Origin of the sequence: uncultured Bradyrhizobium sp., from assembly GCF_936943645.1 — a bacterium.
Classification (GTDB): domain Bacteria; phylum Pseudomonadota; class Alphaproteobacteria; order Rhizobiales; family Xanthobacteraceae; genus Bradyrhizobium.
In genome coordinates this window covers 154,693-178,346 of sequence record NZ_CAKZJO010000051.1, presented here as the reverse complement: position 1 = coordinate 178,346, position 23,654 = coordinate 154,693, and the positions used below count along the sequence as shown (strand labels likewise).

The 23,654-nt window shown below is 63.1% G+C and carries 24 protein-coding genes and 1 tRNA gene; 13 read left to right on the top strand and 12 right to left on the bottom strand.

Going from position 1 to position 23,654, the window contains the following annotated elements; all coding sequences use genetic code 11:
- Positions 1–80 precede the first annotated feature (80 nt).
- Complete coding sequence (locus Q0743_RS10515; protein WP_298241457.1) at positions 81–1,043, top strand: helix-turn-helix domain-containing protein; 963 nt, start codon at positions 81–83, stop codon at positions 1,041–1,043.
- A 625-nt stretch (positions 1,044–1,668) separates the two neighbouring features.
- On the opposite strand, the gene Q0743_RS10510 is transcribed toward Q0743_RS10515, so the two are convergent.
- Together Q0743_RS10510 and Q0743_RS10505 are read right to left on the bottom strand one after the other, a co-directional pair.
- Positions 1,669–2,037 (bottom strand): rhodanese-like domain-containing protein, encoded by a 369-nt coding sequence (locus tag Q0743_RS10510; protein ID WP_298241456.1) that lies wholly within the window; start codon positions 2,035–2,037, stop codon positions 1,669–1,671.
- Positions 2,038–2,148: 111 nt separating this feature from the next.
- Positions 2,149–3,267, bottom strand: a complete 1,119-nt coding sequence (locus Q0743_RS10505; RefSeq protein ID WP_298241455.1) for a hypothetical protein — start codon at positions 3,265–3,267, stop codon at positions 2,149–2,151.
- Between the two features lie 288 nt (positions 3,268–3,555).
- Here Q0743_RS10505 and Q0743_RS10500 point away from each other — a divergent pair, with 288 nt between their 5' ends.
- The 3 genes from Q0743_RS10500 to Q0743_RS10490 all read left to right on the top strand — a co-directional run bounded on the left by Q0743_RS10500 (position 3,556) and on the right by Q0743_RS10490 (position 5,356).
- Complete coding sequence (locus tag Q0743_RS10500) at positions 3,556–3,918, top strand: hypothetical protein (protein WP_298241454.1); 363 nt, start codon at positions 3,556–3,558, stop codon at positions 3,916–3,918.
- 146 nt (positions 3,919–4,064) lie between these two features.
- Positions 4,065–5,015, top strand: coding sequence for a Ku protein (locus Q0743_RS10495; RefSeq protein WP_298241453.1), 951 nt, complete (start codon positions 4,065–4,067; stop codon positions 5,013–5,015).
- 2 nt (positions 5,016–5,017) lie between these two features.
- On the top strand, positions 5,018–5,356 hold the full coding sequence (locus Q0743_RS10490) for a hypothetical protein (protein ID WP_298241528.1): 339 nt from the start codon (positions 5,018–5,020) through the stop codon (positions 5,354–5,356).
- A 46-nt stretch (positions 5,357–5,402) separates the two neighbouring features.
- On the opposite strand, the gene Q0743_RS10485 is transcribed toward Q0743_RS10490, so the two are convergent.
- A complete protein-coding gene (locus Q0743_RS10485) occupies positions 5,403–5,672 on the bottom strand; it encodes a hypothetical protein (RefSeq protein ID WP_298241452.1) in 270 nt (89 codons plus the stop codon).
- Between the two features lie 179 nt (positions 5,673–5,851).
- Here Q0743_RS10485 and Q0743_RS10480 point away from each other — a divergent pair, with 179 nt between their 5' ends.
- Together Q0743_RS10480 and Q0743_RS10475 are read left to right on the top strand one after the other, a co-directional pair.
- Positions 5,852–6,172 (top strand): type II toxin-antitoxin system RelE/ParE family toxin, encoded by a 321-nt coding sequence (locus Q0743_RS10480; protein ID WP_298241451.1) that lies wholly within the window; start codon positions 5,852–5,854, stop codon positions 6,170–6,172.
- Positions 6,169–6,501: a helix-turn-helix domain-containing protein gene (locus Q0743_RS10475; RefSeq protein ID WP_298241450.1), complete on the top strand. Its 333-nt coding sequence runs from the start codon at positions 6,169–6,171 to the stop codon at positions 6,499–6,501. The genes Q0743_RS10480 and Q0743_RS10475 overlap by 4 nt, the downstream gene beginning before the upstream one ends.
- 296 nt (positions 6,502–6,797) lie before the next feature.
- On the opposite strand, the gene Q0743_RS10470 is transcribed toward Q0743_RS10475, so the two are convergent.
- From Q0743_RS10470 to Q0743_RS10455, 4 genes are all read right to left on the bottom strand, one after another.
- The gene (locus Q0743_RS10470) at positions 6,798–9,521 is read right to left on the bottom strand and encodes a hypothetical protein (protein WP_298241449.1); all 2,724 of its coding nucleotides are present in this window, start codon (positions 9,519–9,521) and stop codon (positions 6,798–6,800) included.
- On the bottom strand, positions 9,518–10,717 hold the full coding sequence (locus Q0743_RS10465; protein ID WP_298241448.1) for an SIR2 family protein: 1,200 nt from the start codon (positions 10,715–10,717) through the stop codon (positions 9,518–9,520). The genes Q0743_RS10470 and Q0743_RS10465 overlap by 4 nt, the downstream gene beginning before the upstream one ends.
- Positions 10,718–10,780: 63 nt before the next feature.
- Positions 10,781–10,856 (bottom strand) — tRNA-Ile (locus Q0743_RS10460).
- Between the two features lie 325 nt (positions 10,857–11,181).
- Entirely contained in the window at positions 11,182–12,156 is a 975-nt protein-coding gene (locus Q0743_RS10455) for a tripartite tricarboxylate transporter substrate binding protein (protein WP_298241447.1), read from the bottom strand.
- Positions 12,157–12,262: 106 nt separating this feature from the next.
- On the opposite strand from Q0743_RS10455, the gene Q0743_RS10450 reads away from it, so the two are divergent.
- Positions 12,263–13,222, top strand: a complete 960-nt coding sequence (locus Q0743_RS10450) for a TAXI family TRAP transporter solute-binding subunit (protein WP_298241446.1) — start codon at positions 12,263–12,265, stop codon at positions 13,220–13,222.
- Between the two features lie 129 nt (positions 13,223–13,351).
- Here Q0743_RS10450 and Q0743_RS10445 read toward each other — a convergent pair whose 3' ends face one another.
- On the bottom strand, positions 13,352–14,566 hold the full coding sequence (locus Q0743_RS10445) for an ABC transporter substrate-binding protein (RefSeq protein WP_298241445.1): 1,215 nt from the start codon (positions 14,564–14,566) through the stop codon (positions 13,352–13,354).
- Positions 14,567–14,666: 100 nt separating this feature from the next.
- Positions 14,667–15,560: a helix-turn-helix transcriptional regulator gene (locus Q0743_RS10440; protein WP_298241444.1), complete on the bottom strand. Its 894-nt coding sequence runs from the start codon at positions 15,558–15,560 to the stop codon at positions 14,667–14,669.
- 91 nt (positions 15,561–15,651) lie between these two features.
- Between Q0743_RS10440 and Q0743_RS10435 the strand changes: the two genes are divergently transcribed.
- The 5 genes from Q0743_RS10435 to Q0743_RS10415 are packed head-to-tail and all read left to right on the top strand — an operon-like array spanning position 15,652 to position 21,078.
- Entirely contained in the window at positions 15,652–15,930 is a 279-nt protein-coding gene (locus Q0743_RS10435; protein ID WP_298241530.1) for a hypothetical protein, read from the top strand.
- 11 nt (positions 15,931–15,941) lie between these two features.
- Positions 15,942–16,775, top strand: a complete 834-nt coding sequence (locus Q0743_RS10430; protein ID WP_298241527.1) for a substrate-binding domain-containing protein — start codon at positions 15,942–15,944, stop codon at positions 16,773–16,775.
- Positions 16,776–16,829: 54 nt separating this feature from the next.
- Positions 16,830–17,936, top strand: a complete 1,107-nt coding sequence (locus Q0743_RS10425; RefSeq protein WP_298241443.1) for a molybdopterin-binding protein — start codon at positions 16,830–16,832, stop codon at positions 17,934–17,936.
- Positions 17,937–17,948: 12 nt separating this feature from the next.
- Complete coding sequence (locus Q0743_RS10420; protein WP_298241442.1) at positions 17,949–19,898, top strand: molybdopterin biosynthesis protein; 1,950 nt, start codon at positions 17,949–17,951, stop codon at positions 19,896–19,898.
- Between the two features lie 49 nt (positions 19,899–19,947).
- Complete coding sequence (locus Q0743_RS10415; protein ID WP_298241441.1) at positions 19,948–21,078, top strand: FAD-dependent monooxygenase; 1,131 nt, start codon at positions 19,948–19,950, stop codon at positions 21,076–21,078.
- Between the two features lie 3 nt (positions 21,079–21,081).
- Here Q0743_RS10415 and Q0743_RS10410 read toward each other — a convergent pair whose 3' ends face one another.
- From Q0743_RS10410 to Q0743_RS10400, 3 genes are all read right to left on the bottom strand, one after another.
- Positions 21,082–21,327 (bottom strand): hypothetical protein, encoded by a 246-nt coding sequence (locus Q0743_RS10410; RefSeq protein ID WP_298241440.1) that lies wholly within the window; start codon positions 21,325–21,327, stop codon positions 21,082–21,084.
- A 72-nt stretch (positions 21,328–21,399) separates the two neighbouring features.
- On the bottom strand, positions 21,400–22,038 hold the full coding sequence (gene mobA / locus Q0743_RS10405; RefSeq protein ID WP_298241439.1) for a molybdenum cofactor guanylyltransferase MobA: 639 nt from the start codon (positions 22,036–22,038) through the stop codon (positions 21,400–21,402).
- Positions 22,019–22,909, bottom strand: coding sequence for a formate dehydrogenase accessory sulfurtransferase FdhD (locus Q0743_RS10400; RefSeq protein ID WP_298241438.1), 891 nt, complete (start codon positions 22,907–22,909; stop codon positions 22,019–22,021). The genes mobA and Q0743_RS10400 overlap by 20 nt, the downstream gene beginning before the upstream one ends.
- Before the next feature lie 209 nt (positions 22,910–23,118).
- On the opposite strand from Q0743_RS10400, the gene mobB reads away from it, so the two are divergent.
- Positions 23,119–23,646: a molybdopterin-guanine dinucleotide biosynthesis protein B gene (gene mobB, locus Q0743_RS10395; protein WP_298241437.1), complete on the top strand. Its 528-nt coding sequence runs from the start codon at positions 23,119–23,121 to the stop codon at positions 23,644–23,646.
- The last annotated feature ends 8 nt before the right edge of the window (positions 23,647–23,654 follow it).

Sequence of the window (23,654 nt, the reverse complement as noted above, 5' to 3'; positions counted from 1 at the left end):
GCGCGAAGCTGACGGGAACCTAAGATCATCAGGCACGCTTTTGTGCGCTGCACAGACAACCTCGCTGCAACGGGCCGCCGATGGATCTGGTGTTCACGACCGAGGAGCTCGATCCCGCCAAACGCTTCGCGGCCTGGCAGGATGCGATCTGCGATCACTATGTCCATGTCGACGTGAACGCGGTGAAGCCGGCCGACTATCAGGGCTTTATCCGCGAGGCGCAATTTGGCCCTGTGACGATGAGCGACGTCTTCCTGTCGGAGCAGCGCATCTCGCGGCGCGAGCGGCACATCGCCAGGCTCGACAAGGATTGTTACTACGTTCAGTTCCTGCAACAGGGCAGCATGGACGTGCTCCAGGCCGGCCAGACGCTCGCGACCAGCCCGGGCATCGGCGCGATCTTCTCAGCCTCCGACGCCTACGATCTGGAGTGCTCGAACCAATTCCGGTCGTTGTATCTTGAAATTCCGCGCAAGGAATTTTCGTCGCGCTTCGCCGAAGGCAAGATGCCGCTGGCGGCGACGATCGCGACGGGCCGGGGCCTGGGGCGGATCGCCGCCGAATTCTGCGCGCTGCTGGCCTCGGAGGCCTCGAGCCTCGACGACACGGCGCGGGGCAAGCTCGGCCACGAGCTGATGGACGTTCTGGCGCTCGCCCTCGACATGGGTGACAAGGACGAGTTCTCGGAGGATGCCACCGCCCGGAACGCGCGGCTGCGCTCCGTCAAGGCCTGGATCGAGGAGCACATCACCGAGCCCGACCTGTCGCTGGAGAAGATCGCCCGGAGCAACGGCGTCTCGCTCCGGCATCTGCATTATCTGTTTCGGTCCACCGAGATGTCGGTGTCTGAATGGATTTTGAACCGCCGCCTGCAGCGCTGCTACGACGCGCTGATGCGCCCGGAGCTGCGTGCGCTCTCGGTGACCGAGATCGCCTATCGCCTCGGCTTCAGCAGCTCATCGCATTTCAGCACGGTGTTCCGCAGGAAGTTCGGCCACAGCCCGTCCGAGCTGCGCAGGCGGCAGACGATCGCGATGGAGTAGGGCGGCAGCTGGTTCATGGCCTGCCGACCGCCTTGCGTCTGCCGCTGCGGGCGAGAAGAAATGATGTCATGTCCGCTCCCTGCCAGGGGGCAGGCGGCCTCGGCGCTGGTCAGGGGGCTGGGACTTCGCGCCGAGGCCGCCATGTGCCGGGGTTCTGACACCCCGACGCGGCCCAATGCCCGACGCGGCGGCTCCGTTCCTATTTCTTGCTGTGACGCCAGACGGGCGTCACGCCGACCAGCGATCCTGCTCTTCCCGGTGAGCTTGCTCGTTCAGCCGATCGGCCAGCTCGTCCGCGATCTCTGCGGACTCCGCCGAGGCCACCGGCTCTCCCTTGTGCGTCCTGAGCTTGTCCTTGTCGGCCTCGAGCGGGAAGTCGTCGGGTGTCAGTCCGGCATCCTTCGCGTTAGGCTAGGTCATGGCGCGCCTCGCTAAATTCCTCTCTCCCCGGGAACAACACGCGACGAGGCCAATCGTTGCCTCGACGATGACGTCCCGGTCGAAAGGCTCCAGGCCGGGTATGACCCCGCCGCGAGACGAGGACCTCATCCTGAGGGCCCGCCGCAGGCGGGCGTCTCGAAGGATGCACCGCGGGCGAGATCTCAGTCGCGCCGTCCGGGCCGAGCTACTTCTCGACTGCGCCCGTCCAGTCCTTGAAGCCGCCGAGATTGTAGACCTTCTCGTAGCCCATATCCTTCAAGAGCTTGCCGGCCAGCGCCGAGCGGCCGCCGGACGCGCAGTAGAGAATGACGCTCTTGCTCTTGTCGAACGCCTTGTCGTGGGAGGGCAGCTCCGGGTCGGCGCGAAACTCCAGCATCCCGCGCGAGACGTGCACGGCGCCGGCGATCTTGCCGCTGGCGGCGATCTCGGGCGCGTCGCGCACGTCGACGACCAGCGCGTTGCCGCTTCTGATCATCTCGGCGGCCTGGTCCGAGGTGATCTTGGGGACGGCCGCGTTGGCGGCTTCGATCATTTGCTTGACGCTGATGGGCATGGGGTGTCTCCGTGACTGCTTTCCGGGCGGAGGATAGCATAGCGGCCGTGCCCCGCGTCATCCAATCGGATGAAGCTTCGCATGCGAAATAATGCATTTCGCCGAGCCCCTTCACGGCTTCAGCCGGGACATGCAGAGCTTCTTGTCCTGCTCCTTGTGCTGGAAGCCATAGTTGATGCAGGCCCGGTCTTCGTCCGGCGTATGCTTGGCAATCTCCAGATAGATGCGGGATGGCTTGCCCTCGCCATAATGGAGATCTCCCGAGACGTTGACCGTCCCGTCGCCGATGAACTGATGCCGATAGAACTCGCCGTCTTCCTTCACTGACCCGAAGCAGCCGCGGACGAGATTGAGCAGCCTGTCCGTGCGCTCCTCGAGCTCGCGGCGGTTGGTCTTGTCGTATCGCCAGTCGCAGGCATAGGTCGGCACGATGCGAACTGTGATGTCCTTGTCGGTGCCGACCTTGATGGCGCATTCCGGCTTGGATGCGAGAAAGTCCTGGGAGACGGTGATCGGCGTGGCGTATTCGTCGATCGCGACCATGTCGCTGATCTTGATGCCCTTGCTGCCGAGCGTGCCCGGTTCGATGAACCAAGTCTCCTTCTTTTCCTTCGTGATGGCGGCGAACAGGTTTGGCGCGTGGCCCGTCACGGCGCGGATCTGATCGCAGAACGGGGCGTTCTTCTGGCTGGCATCGACGGTCTTGACGGCCGGGGTGGACTTCTCCTCCTTGGCGAGCTTGTCGGCCTGGATCTCCTTCAGCTGCTTGACCGTCTGCGCCAGATATTCGAGATCCGCCTTTGCGCAGGCCTTGGCCTTGCGCGCCTCGCCTTCCTTCAGCCAGCCGACATACATCTTGTCGACGGGGGGCTTTTGGCAACCGGCCTCGATCAGCTTGGTCTGCTCGGTGTAGTAGGCCTGCTGATCCTTCAGATTGTTGTCGGCGTCGATGCAGTCGAGCGCGTCGTCCCGCTGTTTGGTGAGGCGATTGTACTCGTCGCGATCAATCTCCCGTTTGTCGAACTTCTCCCTGATCGGCGCCATGGTGGCGTATTTCAGGTCCTCGATGGCGGCGCGCTCGCGGGCGTTGAGATTGAGGGCGGCCTTCTGCTCGGCGTCCAGACGGTTCTCCACGCTGAAGTCCGGCGGACAGCGCTTGGCTGCGCGGGCCGTCGCTGGGGCGAGGCAGGCGGCGACGGCGAGAATGAGGCAGCAGGCGTGGACGCGCATGGAAATGTCCTTGGTTGAGGCAATGCGGTCAGAATAGCGGGGCGGTGCGGACTGGCAAGGCGGGGTGAGGCGCAAACCTCGGCAATCCCAGGTGATCAATCTCGTGTCGTAGCTGACATGATACTTGCGGGGCCTGCGAGGCGATGGGCAATATATTGGGGCGAAGATAATCGAGCTTTGAATGACCCATATGGGTCATGTTGATCCGGCCGCCGTCAATGAATGATCCGATGCAAGCCCGCCCGGTAGAGCGCCGACGTCGCCCGCAATCCGCAGCAGGAGATGACGATGACTTGCTCCATATCGACCGGTCGGCCCTGCGAGCACTGTCGTCCGCCCGCTGAGATCGAGCCGCTCGGCTTCCAGGCCGACTTTACTCCCGCCGAGCATGAACGGATCCTGCGCGGCTTCCAGCCAGACGAGATGGAGCAGAAGTGGTCCGTCTGCTGCGACGGCGACTGGGTGTATTTCTGCCGGAGCTGGACCAGGTACATGATATTTGCGCTTCGCCTGGAACGAACCGCATCCGGTGCGCGCGTTGCCGATTCCCTGGTCAGCAGGGATATCACCCAGTATCGCTCGACGGACCTCGATCACGATCGCCGCCTCGTCCGCGAGCTCATCGACGGATGGTTGCTTTGTCCCGATTGATGCCGGGCCTGGCTGGCGGACAAGTCTGCGGTAAGGGCACAAGATGCAAAGATGCCAAAATCGCACTTTTCTTCACAGGCCATGTCGGAACCCGGGCCGGCCGTTCGTCTTGAGTCCAAGCCGCCTCGAACCGGAGTTCTGCGTAAATGGCCCCGCGCGCCAATTGGAAAGGCTTCCTGAGACTGTCGCTCGTCACCTGTCCGGTGGCGCTCTTTCCGGCCACGTCCGAAAGCGAGAAGATCTCGTTCAACCAGCTCAACCGGCAGACCGGCCACCGCGTCAAATATCTGAAGGTGGACGCCGAGACCGGCGACGAGGTGCCGAACGAGGACATCGTCAAGGGCTATGAGCTGGACAAGGGCCAGTACATCGAGGTGTCCAAGGAAGAGCTCGAGGAGATCGCGCTGGAGTCCACGCGCACCATCGAGATCGACGAGTTCGTCGCAAGGTCGGACATCGACCCGCGCTACCTGATCCGTCCCTATTACATCCGCCCCGACGGCAAGGTCGGCCATGACGCCTTCGCGGTGATCCGCGAGACCATCCGCGAGATGGACAAGGTCGCGATCGGGCGGGTGGTCCTGACCAACCGCGAGCACATCATCGCGCTGGAGCCGATGGACAAGGGCCTCGTCGGCACGCTTCTGCGCTACCCCTACGAGGTGCGCAGCGAGCAGGACTATTTTGACGACATCCAGGACGTGAAGGTCACGAAGGACATGCTCGATCTCGCCCGGCACATCGTCAACCAGAAGGCCGGACGCTTCGAGCCCGAGAAGTTCGAGGACCATTACGAGAGCGCGCTGGTCGAGCTGATCAACGAAAAGCGCGCCGGCAAGGTGATCCGGCCGAAGGAGCGGCCGAAGGGCGAGAACGTCGTCGACCTCATGGAGGCGCTGCGACGCAGCGTCGGCAAGGAGGCCGGGAAAGAACTCAAGCAGGAGGCCGCGCCTGCGAAGGCCGGCAAGCCGGCGAAGAAGCCAAGGAAGGCGGCGGCCGGCCAGAAGGAGATGCTGATGCCGATCGCGGGCAAGAAGCAAGCGAAGGAAGCGGCGGCGAAAAAGCCGGCGACGGGAGCGCGGCGGAAATCGGCTTGAGCGTGAAACATCCGGTCACGCCGGACGGTCGATACTTCGTCGTGCGCGGACGGCTGTGGCGGATGGCGAACCCGCATCTGGGCGAGCGGGAAAGGTCGGAACTGGTCAAGCGCCTGATGACGGCGCGGCGCGCGGTCCGCGATGCCAAGGCGGCCGCCGATGCGGAGGCCGAAGCGGCGGGCCATCGCGCGGTCGACGACGCGAAGCGCGCCCTCGGCGAGCGCGGCCCGGTATGGTGGCCGGACGGCGCCCCGGACCTCAACCGGCACATGGCGAAGAACACGCCCTACGCCGAATGGTACGCCGAGGTGCAGCGGCGGAGAGGGGCCGCCAAGGACTAGTGATCGAATGGAAGCCGGCGGCTCGGATATCGCGATCGGTGCCGCGTCAGCAATCTCCGTCCGGGCATTCCGGACATCTGTCTCCGATGGAATCGAGGACGTCGCGTATCTCCGCGGTCGCCTCATCGGGAGAAACCCCGGCCGGCGGCTCCTCGCGGGCGAGATCGATGGCGCGTGCGCGACCGTGAGGATCGGCCCGGTCCTTTGCCCAGCCATGCTCCTCGCATTCGTGGATGGCGCCGGCGTCCTGCAGCACGCTGAGCGCCCATCCACGCAGCGTGCGGATCGCCGGCCGTCTGTCCCTGGTCATCAGCATCGAGATCGCTCCTCGCCGGGACGAATCCGCGCCGCCCCCAAATCGTTCCGCGCGTTAGCACGGATTAGGGATCCGGGTGCGCAGGGTAGTGCTGTCCTTGCAGGGGGTGGACATTATATGGTACATGTTCATTGTAAGGGACAGAAATGGCGGGTAGCGGCCCTCGCAAGGTACTCGTCGTGTTTTACCGCACGCAGGGCGGGGCCGAGGTCGTGCGGGACTGGTTGCGAAGTTTGGACGAAGCCGATCGCCGGGCCGTGGGTCTCGACCTCATGCGTGTTCAATACCGGTGGCCCGTGGGCATGCCGCTTTGCCGCGCACTGGGCGACGGCTTATGGGAGGTGCGCACGTCGTTGCCGAGCAACCGGATCGCCCGCGTCCTGTTCAGCGTGCAGCAGGGCCGCATTTTGGTCCTCCACGGGTTCATCAAGAAGACCCAGAGAACCCCGCCGGACGACTTGGCCCTTGCGCGCCGCAGAAGTCGTGAGTTCGAGAGATGAAGGAGGCCTATATGGCCGGCAAGAAGACCGTGACGAAGAAGAAGGCCGTTCGTTCCACCGCCAAGCTCACCACGCTCGATGACTTCCTCGGGGAGGAAGGCAAGCGCGACGAGTTCGAGGCCATCGCCGTCAAGGAAGTGCTCGCCTGGCAGATCGAGCAGGCGATGAAGGAGAACAACATATCCCGCAACAATCTGGCCCAGCGCATGAAGACCTCGCGCAGCCAGATCGGCCGCCTGCTCGATCCGAAGGACGGCAATGTCACCCTGGCCACGCTGCAGCGCGCGGCGCGGATGGTGGGGCGGTCGCTGAGGCTGGAGCTGGTTTGAGCGAGAGGCTGGTCGTTGGAATTGTGCTGACAGCGAGCGTTTCGCTAACCGTGGAGCGGCGGAAGTGACATTGAGTGCACTCTCACCGTAATCCAGCCTTCCATATCGACCACAAGTTACCAATAGCCAGAGGTGGTCTTCATCACCTCGAAAATTTTGTTCTTGCCTATATGCCCCGCAACCAAGAGAAACGTGCAAAGACTATCGGCGAGTATCGTGAATGGCGCCGGGATCGTGGTCTGTCAGTCAAGTTTTAGTCAGCAGAACCGCCGGTCTCTTTGAAGGTCTGCTTGTGCCTATACGCGGCGCGCGGCGGTAGCCAGTCGGCGAAAGTAGGGACTCTCCGCAAGATGCGGCGCAACTTGGCGGACCTGGTCCAACGCGTCAGCCAAATCTGTCGGAATGACAGAGGTCTCTGCGTCCCCAATGGTCAAATGTAGCAAGCGCAAAAACGCCTCAGCCTTCTCAGGGTCGTTGATATTCGCGAGCTTTGGCTCACCCATCTCATCGCCGTACAAGCCATAGTCAATCATCGACCAGCATTCAAACGGTACCAAGAACCGCTCAATAACATTCACCGCGTCGGCAAATGCATTTCGTGCTGTTGCTGGCAGGTCAGCCAATGCTCTGCTCACACCAGGTGTGGAGAGTGATCGCTCCTGCGGCCATACCTGCCTTAGAAAGGGCTTGGCCGCTCGTTCAAAAACACCCTCGGGGGTTGGCAGAGGTGACCGCTTGCTACTCGACATATCGCGAACGTACTGCTGAATAGTCCCAGCAGCGTGGGAACGAACTTCATCTTCGATTGATCGGATGAGCTGTTGAATTTGAGCGTACTGAACCTCCGGGGAGCGGTCGTCGTAGAATGAGTGCAAACATTCGACGACCAAACTGAAAACAAGTGATTGGCGAGTTTCACGGTCTAGCCTTGCATCGTTGGCGCGTCCGATCATGGCCCCACCGATAAACTCTAAGACCTCCTTGAAATGAAGCTTTCGCGCCACGGCCCGCCAGAGTGGCAGAGCATCGTCCTGCTCTGACATGAGCGGAGGGATGAGATATTGCTTTGTCCAGCTTGCATCAGCCAGAAGAAAATAAGACAGGTGTTCAATCAAACGATGCTTGACGATTAGGCCAGAGCGCCCCGGTGCAATGACGATTGTATCGCGCATTTCGCGAAGAAAATTATCCGACGAAAACGGCTTTTCGTTCGGTTTTATGCGCGGGCATCTTTCTAAGAATACACCCACGAGCTTTCCGGCGGGTGTGTTCAGTGTATCAAGGTCCATAGGCTGTTGCCCATTAGGGGAACTAGCCACGGTTTCCAAGTTCAGCTGTTGATCCTCCTCTGATTGGGTTGCATTGGTTGCGGTGACGGCAATAGGCCAAACTCTTCGCCAAACAACTTGCCCTTCTTCGAGGGTCAGTAACTGCGCTTGCCAGCGAGAAAGCCAATTACTGAGACCTTCGATGATCTCGCTTAGAACCTCGTCAGGTAGCTTGACGACTTGCAATAGCACCCGCTGGGCCATCGACTTGTCGCGAAGCTTTCCAGCATCGTCTTGCCCAGTTGGTGAATGGTCCCAGCCGAACCTGTTCCAGACGTTCAGAAACGTTGTCCCTCCATCATCCAAAGACTCTATGTCTTCTAGGAGTTTATGCTGGTTCTCTGCTTGTCCGATCCATTGAGATGCACGTCCAGCCGGATCGTCGTCCCAGCCGCGACGACTGGAAGACAATGCGGCTTCAAGTGCTCGTAGTCGCTCTAATCCAACTAAGTCATTGTACTTCGTATCCGGATTTGGTGCGATCCATCGGACAAACGGCCCTCCCATAAACCCATCGTGCACACTTGACATTTGTGCTAGGTCGGGAAAATCGTTCAAACTCATTTTTAGCCATTTGTCCTCGCGGCTTGGTAGGATGCCTCCCGCAAGCTCGATACGTCGAAGCTCTCTCGCTAGCCAAAAGTTGCGGGCGCTGTTAATTTGATCCTTCTCCGCGCCCTTTGGCCAAAGAGTTCGAGGTGGAAGCTTCCTCAAACGTTGAAGCGTGGCATTCTGGTCTTCGGAGGAAAATTCTGCGAAACGTAGTGCGCGAACCTCAGCAACCTCTGGAGCGCGGTTTTGATCCCAGAAGAGTTTGTCGCTCATTGAAGATAGGAATGCGGCGACGTCGCTCGCGTCAGTAACGCGCTTGTCGCGAGACATTGCGGCCCAAAGTCGGATGAACACCTCGGCACTGCTTTGCTTCCATTGTCGAACAAACGTAACTGCGAGTGGAGTATCAAGGTCAACAAGACGCGACACGACAAAATACAAAAGCTTCACAGAGGGGGCAATTCCTGAAAGGTACTCGTCAGGCTCACTCTCGTCTTCAGCGCGTTGGTTTTTAGGTACGTAATAGACGCGGCGAAGTTGCCCCATGCGCCAAGATTGATGGTTTTCCCATCCCAAACGCCGGGAAGTATCTAGTGCGTACGTGGTTGCCGCACTGAGAGCATGAGCTAACTCTACGAGGAACGTTGGTTCCTCAATTCTATTTAGGCCGAGATCATGTGGGTTCTGAACCTTGCTGCTTGTTAGGCTAATAGAACACACTTTATCGACTGATCTTGTCTGACCTGAGCGCTTTCTTACGCGGGCATTTGAAGCCATCGCTATCTTGAGTCGCGGCTTAACGAGATCAGTTATATCAGCAATGATGTTGCCGGATCGCTCCCCCTTTTTTATTCGCTCCGCAATGCGATAAGTTTGGGTAAGTGAGCGATCATCTGTTGGCGGCGCTTTCCAACTTTCCTCGATCAATCGCCAGATTGTTTGCCACGGTTCGCCGATTTTAGTTCCTTCTAGTCCATCAAGTAGGTCTAGCAAGGCGGCCTGCTTTACCCGATCGTGTTTTCCTGCCTGCAGTGCCCATTCAACTGTTGCGGCATCCTCCAATCTCGTGCGTAGAAATGCGACTGTTACGCGATAGGTCTTTCGCTCAAGGTCATTGAGAGTTGCCCAACGCGGCATCATCGGCGCCGCTCCTGTTCCGCATCCATCGCGATTGCCATGATCGCGTCGAGCCAACCAGTATCTGCGCCGCTGATCGACGCGACGGTGGATAGTCTGTCGCGTTCATTTGTGTCGGATCGTCGAATGAGATGATCGAATAGATCGCGGTCGGCATCATTTGATGCGGCTCTGCTCTTTTTGACGATGCGTTTGATCTCCGCGTCTATGCGACTGCGCTTGCCATTTACGGCTGATAACTCCGCCCAGCGTGCGAGTGTCCGGTCCAGCGAAAGATGATTGCTTGCTGAGTCATAGTGAATAGGGGTTATGCCTCTGCCTTTCCAATCTTCAAGGGCAATAGGGTCGAGTTCGTTAGCTCCAATAAAGGTAAATCGTTCTTTCAGGTCATCAAATCGAGTACCGTCAGCGGCCACTGCATTCAGTAGGTAGCGCATGGGCGGATCATTCGCGCTATAGCCGACAAGAACGAGATTAAACAATCTGGCGGCATCGTAGATGAAGTCGGGCACGGACTGCCTTCGCAGATAGAACTCTCCAAAGTCTTGATCAGAGACGATCAAGTCTGAGTCTCTTGATGGGTCACGATCTAGGGCGCCGTGTATATGAAGAACGCCTGCAAAATCGAGGCGTCGTCCGGGGCGAGGTATGCTGCCTAGGGCGTAGCTTTGAACTTTGGGACGTGCCGCCTTAGCCGCGACCTCCAACAACAGGTCGAAGTTTGTAGTCACGATCGTTTGAACGCCGCCGCGGTCCGCGAGGCGCATAAGTGACCGATGAATGGATGCGGGCTTCGCGGCTCGGCGCAGTTTCTGAGCAATGGTGCGTCTAACGCTGGTTGCGCCATGGCCGTGGCCGTCCATCCTGCGTTCAAGCATTCCTAGAACTACGTCATAGTCTCCATTGATGAAGCGCCGCACTTCAGCGGATTGGTTGTTGTTTAGGTGCGAAAGATCAACGGTCCACAGATTGCAAGCGCTTCGAGGTATCTTCGACATTACAAAATGGGCGCCAGCGTCAAGCTCCTCGTAAACTTGAAGAACAAGCTCACGAAAATCGGGCAGGTTCGCCGGACGAGAAATGCCGGCGCCTGCAATAAACAGAACCTCACCTCTTGAGTGAGCAAGGAGTAGCCGTTCTGGGATCGCAGCCAGACCGTTTCCTAAAGAAACAATTCGATCATTTACCTGGGAAGCCAACACGAGGATCCGACTTTTATTTCAAGTGCGATAGATGAAACAATTTTACGCGCATTTGAATAATGGTGGGCCCGGCAGGACTCGAACCTGCAACCAGACCGTTATGAGCGGCCGGCTCTAACCATTGAGCTACAGGCCCCGCCGCGAGGCAGCTCGCGGGAACGCGGCCGGCAACGGTGCGCGGTTCGTTTACAGGGATGGAGGCGGGGGTGCAATGCTGGCCCGAGCGGACGAGAACGCCGGCGCGGCATCGCCGGCGATTTCTAGATAACCGAAATTAGCGATGATGCCTGTATACCCTGTTTTGCCCGACGAAGCAAAACGACCTCGTCGAGGCCCGTTTTTCGAGCCCGCTAACCCATTGAAAAGACTGGCCTCGTCTACTGTGCATGGGGTTGTTTTGCGACTTTTGAGAGGAGGGGCCCTCCTGAACCCCTCCTGATGTCGAGCCGCCAGGCCCTTCGCTAATCCACCGAGACCCCGGCGAACTCCACCACCTTGCGCCACTTCTCGGTCTCGTCCGCGACCAGCTTGCCGAACTCGGCCGGCGTCATCGGCCTGGGGAGGCCGCCGACTTCGGTGAGGCGGGCGACCACCTTCGGGTCCTTCAGCACGTCGCCGACGGCCTTGTTGAGGGTCTCGATCACCTCGCCCGGCGTGCCCTTCGGCGCGGAGATGCCGTAGAAGCCGACCGATTCGAAGCCCGGCACGGTCTCGGCGATCGCGGGCACGTCAGGCACGCTCGGCCAGCGCTTCGGCGAGGTCACGCCCAGCGCGCGGACATTGCCGCCCTTGGCCTGCTCGAGCGCGGAGGGCAAATTGTCGAAGATCAGCTGCACCTTGTTGGAGATGATGTCGGGGAAGGCGATCGCCGAGCCCCGATAAGGCACGTGGATCATGTCGCACTTCGTCATCGCCTTGAACAGCTCGGCCGACATGTGCACCGAGGTGCCGTTGCCGGAGGAGGCATAGGAGATCTTGCCGGGATTGGCCTTGCAATAGTCGATGAACTCCTGAACCGACTTGGCCGGGAACGCGTTGGAGACGACCAGCATGTTGGTGAGCTGCATGATGCTCGCCACCGGCGCGGTGTCGCGGATGAAGTCGAACGGCAGCTTCTTGTAGAGCGAGGTCGAGATCGCGTTGTTGGGCGCGACGAACAGCAGCGTGTAGCCGTCGGGCGGCGAATTGATCGCGGCCGCGGCGGCGATGTTGCCGCCGGAGCCGGCCTTGTTCTCGACGATGAACTGCTGGCCGAGCTTGTCCGACAGCGCCTGCGCCATGATCCGCGCCACGATGTCGACCGGGCCGCCGGCGGCGAAGCCGATGAACCAGTGCACGGGGCGGTCGGGATAGGCGGCGGAAGCCGGAGGTGTCGTGCTGAAAAGACCCAAGACAACCGCGAGCCCGAAAACACCCCGACGCAAAATTCGCAACATGACGCCTCCCATTGTTCTTTTGTGGTTGGGGGCATGCTTTCACAAAATCGGCGCCCTGCCTACATCGCAGCAAGTCGGTGTTGACGCAGGCCGCACGGACATCACCATGAGATTCGCCATCATCGTTCTCGCAGCAGTGCTGCTCGCCGGCCCCGCTGCTGCCCAAACCGGAGGCACGGCCATTTCGACCACGATCAGTCTTGGCACCGCGACACCCGGCGGCGGCTTTCCGCTCTATGGCAATGCCTTTGCCGAGGTGATGAACGCGGCCGATCCGCAACTCGCCATCGCGCCGCGCAACACCAAGGGCAGCAACGAGAACATCCCGCTGCTGGAGAAGGGCGAGCTCGATCTCGCGCTGGTCGCGGGCGAGCCGGCCTATGAGGCCTTTGCCGGCATCGGCCGCGCGCCCGTGCGGCTGAAGATCTTGACGGCGATCTATTCCAACCCCGGCATGTTCGTGGTGCGCGCCGATAGCCCCTATAAGACCATTCGCGATCTCGTCGGCCAGCCTGTCGCGTTCGGCGCCAGGGGCTCCGGCCTGCCGATCCTGGCGCGCTATGTGCTCGATGGGCTCGGGCTCAAGCAGGACGAGGACTTCAAGGCGGTTTATCTCGACCGCGCCGGCGACGGCCCCGCGATGGTCGAGGACGGCCGCGTCGCCGCGCTGTGGGGCGCCGGCATCGGCTGGCCCGGCTTTGCCGCGGTGGCCTCGAGCGCTTCGGGTGCGCGCTTCATCGCGCCTGATGCCGACGAGATCACGCGCATCCGCGCCAAGCATGCCTTCCTGAAGCCGCTGCTGGTCCCCGCGCACAGCTATCCGAAGCAGGACGCGCCGATCGCCTCGCTGGGTTCGTGGAGTTTTGTCCTCACGCGCGAAGATCTGCCCGATGACGTCGCCTATCGCCTGGCGAAGACGCTGCACGGCGTCGAAGCGACCTTCTGCAAGAAGCTCGCCCAGGCCTGCGAGACCACGGCGTCGAACACGGTCGCGGCGGCGCCGAGGGCGGAGCTGATCCATCCCGGCGTCGCAAAGTACTTCCGCGAGATTGGCGTGATGAAATAGGACGCGGCTGCACCCACAGCCGTCATGGCCGGGCTTGACCCGGTCATCCACGCGTCACCGCGATCGAGGAAAGACGTGGATGCCCGGGTCAAGCCCGGGCATGACGACGCCGATGGATTTGGCGGTATCCTATTTCTTCACCAGCGAACACGCCGGGTCGGGCGGGCCGAACGCCTTGTCGCCGGAGATCGTGGTGAGGATCTTGTAATAGTCCCACGGATATTTGCTCTCCTCCGGCGTCTTGACCTGCACCAGCCAGAGGTCGTGCACCATCAGATTGTCCTCGCGCAGTCTGCCGTTGCGGGCGAAGAAATCCTCGATCGGCTTTTCGCGCATCTTGGCGGCCACCTTGAGCGGATCGTCGGTGCCGGTTTCCTTGATGGCGTTGAGATAGTGCATCACGCTGGAATAGACGCCGGCCTGCCACATCGACGGCATCTTGTTCATCTTGGCGTAATAGCGCTTCGACCATTCGCGGGTCTTGTCGTCCATGTCCCAGTAGAACGAGGTGGTCAGCAACAGGCCTTGCGCGGCCTGCAAACCGAGGCCGTGGATGTCGGTGATCAGCGCCAGCAGCGCCGCCATCTGCTGGCCGCCCTTGAACACGCCGAACTCCGAGCCGGTCTTGATCTCGTTCATGTTGTTGGGGGGACCTGCCGCAATGCCGATGATCTTGGCCTTGGAGGCCTGCGCCTGCAGCACGAAGGAGGAGAGGTCGGGCGTTGCCAGCGGCGGCCGCACCGAGCCCAGCACCTTGCCGCCATTGGCGGTGACGACGGCGGAGGCATCGCGCTCCAGCGAATGGCCGAAGGCGTAATCGTCGGTGATGAAGAACCAGCTGTCGCCGCCGCGCTTGACCACCGCGTCCGCGGTGCCGACCGCGAGCGCGCGGGTGTCGAACACCCACTGGATCGCGTAAGGCGAGCAGAACTTGCCGTGGAAATCCGCGGTGCCGGTGGAGTGGGTGATGAACAGCCGCTTCTTCTCGTTGGCGATGTTCTGCACCGCCAGGCCGACCGCCGAGACCGGCACGTCGACGATCAGGTCGACCTGCTCGACGTCGTACCAGCGCCGCGCGAGCGAGGCGCCGATGTCGGCCTTGAGCTGATGGTCGCCGACCACGACGCTGATCGGCTTGCCGAGCACCTTGCCGCCAAAATCGTCGATCGCCATCTGCGCGGCCGTCACCGAGCCCTGGCCGGTCGGCGCGGAGGCCGGGCCGTTCATGTCGGTGAGCACGCCGATCTTGACGACGTCGTCGGAAAGCTGGGCCATTGCGGCGCCCGACATCAGCGTCGCCGCCAGCGCGGCCGCGACCGGTAGTCCAAATCTCGTTGGATTCACGCTTGTCCTCCCCTGATCCGGCGCGTTGGCCGGTGTTGCCCCGGGTGTGCCCCCGGCTGAATTGGTTTCTTTTGCAACTATTTGGGGGCGGGCGTCAATGTCAGGCTGCGAAGCGGATCTGGCCAGCGGGCGAGGGATCGTAGCCGGTCAGCTCCTCGGCGCGCTGCCGCAGCCGTCTTTCGCCGAGAAACCGGAGCAGGGCCTGCATGGCGGGGCGGAAATAGCTGCGCTGCCGCATCGCAAGGTCGAAGTTTTCCCAGACCAGCGGCACGAAATCGAGGCCGGCGGAGCGCGCGGTGGCGCGCGTCGCGATGCCGCAATCGGCCTGTCCGGCGCGAACCAGTTCGGCAAGGTCCGGACCGGTCAGGCACGGAGCCTCGGCCCGGCGCAAATCGCGTGTCGAAGCGCCCGCGCGCTTCAAGAGCACGTCGAGCAGCATCTGCGCGCCCGTGCCCTGCTGCCGCATCGCCATCCTGGCGCCAAGCGCGAGCACGTCGGTCAGGCCGTGCAGATGCTTAGGATTGCCTTGCGGCAGCACGAGACCCTGCTCGCGGCGCACGAACGCGACCAGCACCGCATCATGCAGGTCGGGAGCTGCGCGCAGCGCTTCGACACTGGCATCGCCGGCGAGATCATCGGTTGCGTCGAGGCTGTGGAAGTGCACCGCCGCCGCCATCACCTCGTTACGCTGCAGGCGCTCGAGCCCGCGCACGCTGCCCTCGCTCATCGATCCCAGGCCCGAGCCGGATTCGCGCAAGGCCCAGTCCAGCAATTCGTCCTGGCTGCCGCCGACGACCGGCGGCGGCTCCGCGATCAGCATGCCGGCCGGACGCGCGAGGCCCGACAGCACCCAGAGATCGAGTTCGTGCCGCGGGAAGAGCCACTTCCCGGTCACCTTGGTGCAGGGGATCGCGCCGGTGGTGACGAGTTCGTAGAGCTTGCGTTCGCCGAGCCGAAGATAGTCGGCGGCTTCGCTGGTCGTCAGGAATTCCATCCTGCATTCCTATGCAAATTCTTGCTTCTTTTTGACGTTCGACGCAGGTGGAATTCTGCATTTCAATTCTCGTCCGTCAGGACCATGCCTGATGATCTCGTTGCTTTGCAACACATCCGCACGCGCGATTTTTGCTTTGGTGAACGATCTTGCAGCACGCGTTTGGTGCGCGCGATTGCGATCGGTATGCCGATCCGCGTTGCCGAAATTTCCCGAGTGTCACGATGGCGGCCACGCGGCGAAGTCCGCCGCCGGTAGTGGCTTGGCTTGCGCTCTATCTGTTGTTGTCCGCTTCACGCGCCGCGGCGCGCAAATGCGCAAAGGCGTCACGAGTGCGGCGCAATCGATGATCATCATGATCATGTCATAGCCAATGGGAACCTGATCATGGGCCGCCTGTCCGTTGCATTCGCGCTCTTCTGCGGCCTCACCGCAGGCGTTGCGGCCTCATCCGCGGAAGATCGCGACATCGTCCTCGCCACGACGACCGCGACACAGGAGTCCGGGCTGCTCGATGATCTGCTGCCGATCTTCCACGACAAGACCGGCATCGAGGTGACGGTGATCGCTCGGCGCGCTGATGAGGTGCTGAACGGGCCGCGCAGGGGCGAGGCCGACGTCGTGCTGATGCATGCCCGGCCGCAGGAGGAGAAGTTCGTCGCCGACGGATTGGGCGTGAAGCGCTTCGACGTGATGTACAACGACTATGTGCTGATCGGGCCGAAGAGCGATCCCGCGGCCGTGAAGGGCAAGGACATCGCGACGGCGTTGAAGGCGATCGAAGCCAAGGGCGCGCCGTTCGTGACGCGCGGCGACCGCTCCGGCACTCACGCCGCGGAGCTCGCGCTCTGGATCGTCGCCGGCATCGACATCGCGACCGCCAAGGGCGCCTGGTACCGCGAGGCCGGCCAGGGCATGGCCTCGGCTCTCGACGCCGCGCGCGCCGCCCATGCCTATGTCCTGTCGGATCGCGGCAGCTGGATCGCCTTCCGCGACCGCGGCGATCTCGACATCGTCGTCGAAGGCGACAAGCGGCTGCTCAATCAGTACGGCGTCATGCTGGTCAATCCGGAGAAATTTCCGAACGTGAAAAGAGAGCTGGCGCAAACCTTCATCGACTGGCTGATCTCGCCGGAAGGGCAGGCGGCGATCGCAGGCTACAAGGTCGACGGAGAGCAGCTGTTCTTCCCCAATGCGGGCAAGTCCGGCGGTTGACGTCCTCACCGCCAGCGGTTGCCAAACCGTGCGATGCATGGTCCATCATGGCGCATGACCCAGCCCCTGCCGCCATCGCTGACACCGCTCGACACTGCGCTCGCCGCCTTGCTGCACGGACTTGAGCCGCTTGCACCGATGGATTTGGTGCTGACCGACGCGGCCGGTTGCATCGCCGCGGGCACCCCGCTGCTTGCGGCCTATCCGCCGCACGACATTGCCGCCGCGGACGGCTGGGCGCTCTGCGCCAATGATCTCGTCGGCGCGTCCTCCTATTCGCCGTTGCCTTTGACGAAGCTGCCGGCATGGGTCGAGGCTGGCGACGCGATGCCGGCGGGATGCGACTGTGTGCTCGACGCTGACGCCGTGGAGGTGTCGGGGCCGCTCGTGCAGGTGTTGGCCGAAGGCGTGCCGGGACAAGGCGTCAGGCGTACCGGCAGCGACATCGCGGAACGCACGCCTGCTGCGACAGACGGCTATCCGGTCGGTACGGCTGATCTGCTGCTCGCACGCGTTGCCGGTTTGGAGCAACTCGGCGTGCGGCGGCCCCGGCTGCGCATCGTGAACGTGCCCGGCGCGACGGCGACGATGCATCTGATCGCCGGTCTCGCTCGTACAGAGGGAGCGGACGTGGACACGCGTCAAGCCGGTGCGCGCGATGAAGCCTCGATTGCCGAGGCGCTTGATGCGTCCGCTTGCGATCTCCTGCTGACGGTCGGCGGCAGCGGCGTCGGCCAACGGGATGCGGCCGTTGCGGCCCTGGCCCGGCGCGGCCAAGTGATGGCGCACGGCCTTGCGCTCCAGCCCGGACGTACCGCGGCGGTGGGCCGGCTCGGACGGGTTCCCGTGGTCGCCTTGCCTGGCTCGCCTGATCCGGCGCTCGCAGCCTGGTTCGCGCTCGTGCTTCCGCTCGTCGATCGCCTGTCGGCGCGGCAACCGCGCCGGCAGATCGCCCTGCCGCTGTCGCGCAAGATCGCCTCCAGCGTCGGCATCGCCGAGATCGTGCTGCTGGCTGAGGAACATAAGACATGGACGCCGCTTGCCGTGGGCGAATGGCCGCTTCAGGCGATTGCTCGTGCGGACGCATGGCTGCTCATTCCCGGTAATCACGAGGGATTTGCAGCAGGTGAGCTGGTCGATGCTTATCTGATGCGGGAGTGATATGGGTTCCGCATGACGATGATCCCGAAACCGCCAGAGCGCAGCGCGCTCGAACAGGAGCAATTCCTCAAAATCCTCTCGCGCGAGGAGGCGCTGGCGCGCTTCGAGGCCGCGCTGTTCCCGCGTGCGCTTCCGTCCGAAACGCGCAGGCTCGGTGCCGCGCTCGGCGCAGCGCTCGCGGAAAACATCACGGCGCCGATCGACGTTCCCCCGTTCGACCGTTCCAATGTCGATGGCTTTGCCGTGCGCTCTGCCGATCTTTCCGCGGCTGGCGAGGGTGCTCCTCGGTGCCTCCAGCTGAACGGCGAGACCATCCACTGCGGCACCGCGCCGGCGCTGCAAGTCGCGGCGGGGACCGCAACGGCAATCGCCACCGGCGGTCCGGTGCCGCGCGGTGCCGACGCCGTCGTCATGGTCGAGCACACCCAGCCGTCGGGCCCTGAATCAATCGACGTTCGGCGCGCCGTCTCGCCGGGACAATTCGTGTCCTATGCCGGATCCGACATTGCGCGTGGCGAGGCGCTGCTGCGCGCCGGCACGATCATCGGCTCGCGCGAGATCGGCATGCTCGCCGCTTGCGGCATTGCCGAGGTGACCGTCGCGCGCAAGCCGCGCGTGGCCGTGATTTCCACCGGCGATGAGCTGGTTCAGCCCGGCGGGACCCTTCCGCCCGCCGCGATCTACGACACCAACGGCGCAATCGTCGCCGCCGCGATCGACGAGAACGGCGGCGAGGCGGTTTTCCTCGGCGCCATCGCCGACGACGAAGCCAGGCTCGAGGCCGCCATGCGCAGCGCGCTGGCCGAGGCCGATATGCTCGTGCTGTCCGGCGGCACATCGAAGGGCGCGGGCGACCTGTCTCATCGCATCATCGGCCGGCTTGGCAAGCCCGGCATCATCGCGCATGGTGTTGCACTCAAACCCGGCAAGCCGCTGTGCCTTGCGGTGTGCGACGGCAAGCCGGTGGTGATCCTGCCGGGCTTTCCGACCTCGGCGATGTTCACCTTCCACGACATGATCGTGCCGGTGCTGCGCAGGCTGGCCGGCCTGCCGCCGCGCTCCGACGCCAAGGTGAGCGCGACCGTGCCGGTGCGCATTGCTTCCGAGCTCGGCCGCACCGAATTCGTCATGGTCTCGCTGGTCGCGGGCAAGGATGGCCTGATCGCCTATCCCTCCGGCAAGGGGTCCGGCGCGATCACGTCTTTCGCGCAGGCGGATGGCTTCCTGCGCATCGATGCGCTCGCCGACCAGATGCCGGCGGGGACCGAAACCGAGGTGACGCTGTTCACGCCGCATGTGCGCGTGCCCGATCTCGTCATCGTCGGCAGCCATTGCACCGGCCTCGATCTCGTCACCGCGCAGCTTGCCCATGCCGGCGTCACCGTGCGCTCGATTGCGGTCGGCAGCCTCGGCGGCCTCGCGGCGGCCAAGCGCGGCGAATGCGATCTTGCGCCGATCCATCTGTTCGACGACAAGACCGAAACCTACAACACGCCCTATCTCGCCGATGGGCTCGAGCTCGTGCCGGGCTGGCGGCGGATGCAGGGCATTGTCTTCCGCAAGGGCGACAAGCGTTTCGAAGGCCTTGATGCGAAGGACGCCGTCGCTGCGGCGCTCACTGACGCCGCCTGTATCATCGTCAACCGCAACCAGGGCGCCGGCACGCGCATCCTGATCGACCGGCTGCTCGGCGGTGCGCGCCCGGAAGGTTACTGGAACCAGCCGCGCTCGCACAATGCCGTGGCGGCGGCCGTCGCGCAGCACCGTGCCGATTGGGGCATGACCATTGCGCCGGTCGCCCATGCGGCCGGCCTTGGTTTCATTCCGCTGGCGGAGGAGCATTATGACTTCGCGCTGGTGACGGCGCGCAAGGGGAGGCCGGCCGTGCGGGCGTTTCTCGAGGCCCTCGGCTCGGACGAGGCGCGTGGCGCGCTGGCGCGGGCCGGCTTCCGGCCTGCGTAAGGGCAGACGACGACGCGGCGTTCAAGCCGCGCGACAGGGTGGGGACGCGATGGCAAGGCCGCTTTCGGTTGCGATCGTTGGTGCCGGCATGGGTGGGCTTGCGACCGCCGCGGCCCTCAGGCGCGTCGGCGTCGACGTCATGGTCTACGAGCAGGCCTCCCGATTTGCCCGCATCGGCGCCGGCATCCAGATCGGCTGCAACGCCATGAAGGTGCTGCGTGCGCTGGGCCTGGAGGCGCGGATGCGCGAGCATTCGTTCTATCCGCGCTCCTGGAACAATCGCGACTGGAAGAGCGGCGACATCAAGTTCGACATGATCTTCGGCGAGAGCGCGGAAGAAAAATTCGGTGCGCCCTATCTGCTTGCCCATCGCGGCGATCTGCATGCGGCACTGGCAAGCGTCGTTCCCTCCGAATTGGTCAAGCTCAATCACAAGCTGGTCGGTCTCGACGAGACCGGCGAGGGCGTCAGGCTGAGCTTTGCCGACGGCAGCAGAGCCGTTGCCGATGCCGTGGTTGGCGCGGACGGCGTCCATTCGATGGTGCGCGATATCCTGTTCGACACCGCACCGGCCAAATTCACCGGCCGCATCGCCTATCGCACCACCTATCCCGCGACGCTGCTCGGCGGGCAGACAATCGACGATTGCACGAAGTGGTGGGGCGAGGACCGCCACATCGTGGTCTATTACGTCAAGCCCGATCGCAGCGAGGTCTATCTCGTCACCAGCCAGCCCGAGCCCGACTTCCGCATCGAGTCGTGGTCGGCGAAGGGCGACGTGCGCGATCTCAGAGCTTCTTTCGAGGGCTTTCACCCCGAGGTCGGCAAGGTGCTCGCGGCGTGTCCCGACGTCCACAAATGGGCGATCATGGACCGCGAGGCACTCGACCGTTGGGCCGTCGGCAAGGTGACCTTGCTCGGCGATGCCTGTCACCCCATGACGCCCTACATGGCCCAGGGCGCGGCGATGGCGATCGAGGACGCAGCCGTGCTGTCACGCTGCCTCGAGGGTGTCGACCGCGATGGCGCCGCAAATGCATTCAGCCGCTTCGAGGCCACGCGCAAGGCGCGCACGACCCGGGTGCAGGAAACCTCGCGTGCCAATATCTGGCTGAGGGAGCGCAGCGATACCAGCTGGGTCTACGGCTACGATGCCTGGTCGGTGCCGCTCGCGGCGTAGCGGTCAGGAGGCGTCGGTCAGCGCCCGGCGCTGCTCGGCTTCCGCGAGTGCTCGCTCGGCGGCGGGGGGCAACGTCTTGGGATCGGCAGGCACGTCGACGAGCTTGTCGCTGCCGGTCGCTTGGGCGGCCAGGCGTTTGGCGTTGTTTGGGAAGAACACGAAATCCAGAAGCTCGGCGATCAACCGGAACACGAGGAGGACAAAGCCCCAGATGATCTCGACCAGGATGCTGATGAGGAGTTCGACCATGGTGAATCGGCTGTGAGATTGCCCGCGATCACCGTTAGTCGCACCCCGGCTTCAGCCGGTTCATGGGAGGGTCTACCGCCCGCCGGCCTCATCCAGCGCCGCCAACCGGTCAGCCTCCGCGATGTCGTCCATGGTATTGGCATTGAAGAAGGGATCGAGCGGCGTGGTCGGCCAGGTCACGGTGGCGAGCTTATATCGGGCGGTCCAGCGGTCGATTTTCCTGATGTCCTCCACGACCAGCGCGTGGCGGAGTTCGTCGCGCAGCGCGACGCTCCACAGGCCGATCACGGGATGCGATTGGCCGTCGGAGGCGGCGACGGCGAGCTGGGCGTTCTCATCGGTGAGCGCGCGATGCAGCCGCGCTACCAGATCACGCGGCAGGAACGGGCAGTCGGCGGCGGCACTGAGCACCAGCGGCACGTTCGGGCGATTGGCGGCCACCCAGTCGAGCGCAGCGAGGATGCCGGCCAGCGGGCCCGGAAAATCCGCGACGCCATCGGCGATCACGGGCAGGCCGAACGCGGCGAAGCGCGCGGGATCGCCATTGGCATTGAGCAGTAGCTCGGTGCATTGCGGCTTGAGGCGCATGATCACGCGCTCCAGGATAGTGCGCCCGCCGATGGTGCGCATCGGCTTGTCGCCGCCGCCCATGCGGCGGGCGAGACCGCCGGCGAGCAGCACGGCAGGGATTTCAGTCGTCACTCGCTTCACCCTTGCGCTTGTGCTTCGCCGATTCCTCCTCGACGTAAGCGAGATCCTGGTCGTAGACGATGCGTTCCTCGCCCGCGAGCGCGATGAAGCGCTTGCCGCGGGTACGGCCGACCAGCGTCAGGCCCACTTGCCTTGCGAGATCGACGCCCCAGGCGGTGAAGCCGGAGCGCGACACCAGGATCGGGATGCCCATGCGAACCGTCTTGATCACCATCTCCGAGGTGAGACGCCCGGTGGTGTAGAGGATCTTGTCGCCGGGATCGACGCCGTGGCGGTACATCCACCCCGCGATCTTGTCGACGGCGTTGTGGCGCCCGACATCCTCGGTATAGCAGAGCGGGCTGCCTTCCTTGCACAGCACGCAGCCATGGATGGCGCCGGCCTCGAGATAGAGCGAGGGCATGGTGTTGATGGTCTGCGTCATCTGGTAGAGCCAGGAGGTGCGCAGCTCCGCCTTCGGCAGCGCGACGCTCTCGACGGCTTCGAGCAGGTCGCCGAAGGCGGTGCCCTGCGCGCAGCCCGAGGTCTGCGTGCGCTTCTTCAGCTTGGCCTCGAAATTGGTGTGATGTGAGGTGCGCACCACCACCACCTGGAGATCGTCGTCGTATTCGACCTCGGTGACCGCGTCATTATATTTCAGCATGTTCTGGTTCAGCAAATAGCCGAGCGCCAGATATTCCGGATAGTCGCCGATCGTCATCATGGTGACGATCTCCTGCGCATTCAGATAGAGCGTCAGCGGCCGCTCCATCGGCACCTTGATCTCGACCCTGGCGCCGGTCTGGTCGGTGCCGGTCACGCTCTGGGTCAGGCGCGGATCGTCCGGATTGGGGATGATCAGGGGCACCGGAGCTTTGTCGATCTTCATCATGGCCGCGAGGTTAGCATGACATTCGGGTCAAGCCGATATAAGCATGTCGGCGAATGGGCAAAATGCCTCCATTCGTCATTGCGAGCGCAGCGAAGCAATCCAGAACTATATCAGCAGCGGCAGTCTGGATTGCTTCGCTGCGCTCGCAATGACGGGGAGGGAGCGGTGGTTCCACCGCAGATCATGCGGCTTGCCGAGACGGAGCTGGAATGAAAGTCATCGGCCTTGCAGGCTGGAGCGGTGCGGGCAAGACCACGTTGTTGACGCGGCTAATCCCGCATTTCAACGCGCAAGGTCTGCGCGTCTCGGTCATCAAGCATGCGCATCATCAGTTCGACGTCGACGTGCCGGGCAAGGATTCCTGGCGGCATCGCGAGGCCGGCGCGGCCGAGGTGCTGGTCGCCTCGTCAAACCGCTGGGCGCTGATGCACGAGCTGCGCGGTGCGGCGGAGCCGCGGCTGCCGGAACTTTTGGGCAAGCTGTCCGCTGTCGATCTCGTCGTGGTCGAGGGATTCAAGCGCGAGCCGCATCGCAAGATCGAGGTGCATCGCGCGGCGAACGGCAAGCCGCTGCTGTTTCCCGACGATCCCGGGATTGCCGGGATCGCGGCCGATACCGCCATTGACACGGCGCTGCCGACTGTCCATCTCGACGACATCGCGGCGGCCGCGGCCTTGCTGCTGCGCGCGGCGATGCCGGTCGAGGAAGCCGTGGCGAAGAGCGCCGCGATACGTTGACGAGGCTC